Here is a 1,023-nt window from a genome sequence, read left to right as displayed (position 1 = left end):
GATATCAGCCTTGCCCTGTCCGCCCGGCATGTCGCTGACAAAATACAGCGTCTGCCCGTCCCGGCTCAGTGCCGCCAGGCCCACCGAGTAGTTCTTCGTGTTCTCCCAATTAAGTTGTTTGGGGTTGCCCCAGCTGCCGTCTGCCTGTTTGATGCGGTAATACAGCTCCAGCTTGCGCGTACCTACCGGAAGTCCTTTGCGGTAACCCATGCGCTGGTAGCTCAGCGTTTTGTTCTTATCCATATCGGTCACCGTGTAGTACACCGTATCCTGGTTTTTAGAAAATGTTACCGGACCGGTATGGTATTTACTGTCGTTGATGGCTGCTGAAAAGTCTTTCAGTGATGCCGTGTCGGTACCCGTGGAGCCTGAAAAAGAATTAGCGGTCTGGTAGATCTTCAAATAGGGCCTTCCCGTCCAGCCGTAGGTTTCCTGCCGCTTCTGGTTAAACACCTGTTTGCGTATCGAGTCGGACACAAAAACAATGTTTTGCCCGTAGTACACCGCTCCCCAGTCGGAAGCAGTGGTGTTAATGGCGCCCATATTTTTTACCGTGACAGCTGATGGATTCTTCAGCCAGCTTTGTGCCGAGTCGCAGCCGGCCGTTTTATCTTTGATCAACGGCGACTGGGAAGGTGCTTTGCCATAAGCTGCTTTTGCATCCTCATACTGACCGGTCACTTTCGACAGGTCGCCGATCCGCTCCCACAAACTGTCGGCTTTGGGATTCTTGTCCAGGTACTTCCGGTAAGCTTCAATGGACTGCTGGTATTGCCCGGTTTGTTCATACGAGTAGCCCAGCCGGTAATACACCACCGGACTGGTGTTTTTTCGCTTGCTTAGTTTCTGGTAGATCGGTGCTGCCCTGGCGTACTGCCAGGTCATGAAGTATTTATCGGCCAGCTGATCATAGGTGGGCTGTTCCTGGGCGGTGGAGGAAGTGGCAGAAAATAGTTGCAGCAGGAAGAACAGCAGTCGCGGCACTGACACAGGCCTTGACGGTAACTGCCACTCCAACCTGTC

1 protein-coding gene is annotated in these 1,023 nt (G+C 53.1%); it reads right to left on the bottom strand.

Translation table 11 applies throughout. The features are described 5' to 3' along the window. A partial coding sequence (locus GS399_RS20545; RefSeq protein WP_160846537.1) for a tetratricopeptide repeat protein occupies window positions 1–885 on the bottom strand: 885 nt, incomplete at its 3' end. Window positions 886–1,023 lie beyond the last annotated feature (138 nt).

It is taken from the genome of Hufsiella arboris, assembly GCF_009834875.1.
Taxonomy (GTDB): Bacteria; Bacteroidota; Bacteroidia; order Sphingobacteriales; family Sphingobacteriaceae; genus Hufsiella_A; species Hufsiella_A arboris.
Note: the sequence above shows the minus strand (reverse complement) of the source record. Positions and strands in the feature narration are given on the sequence as shown.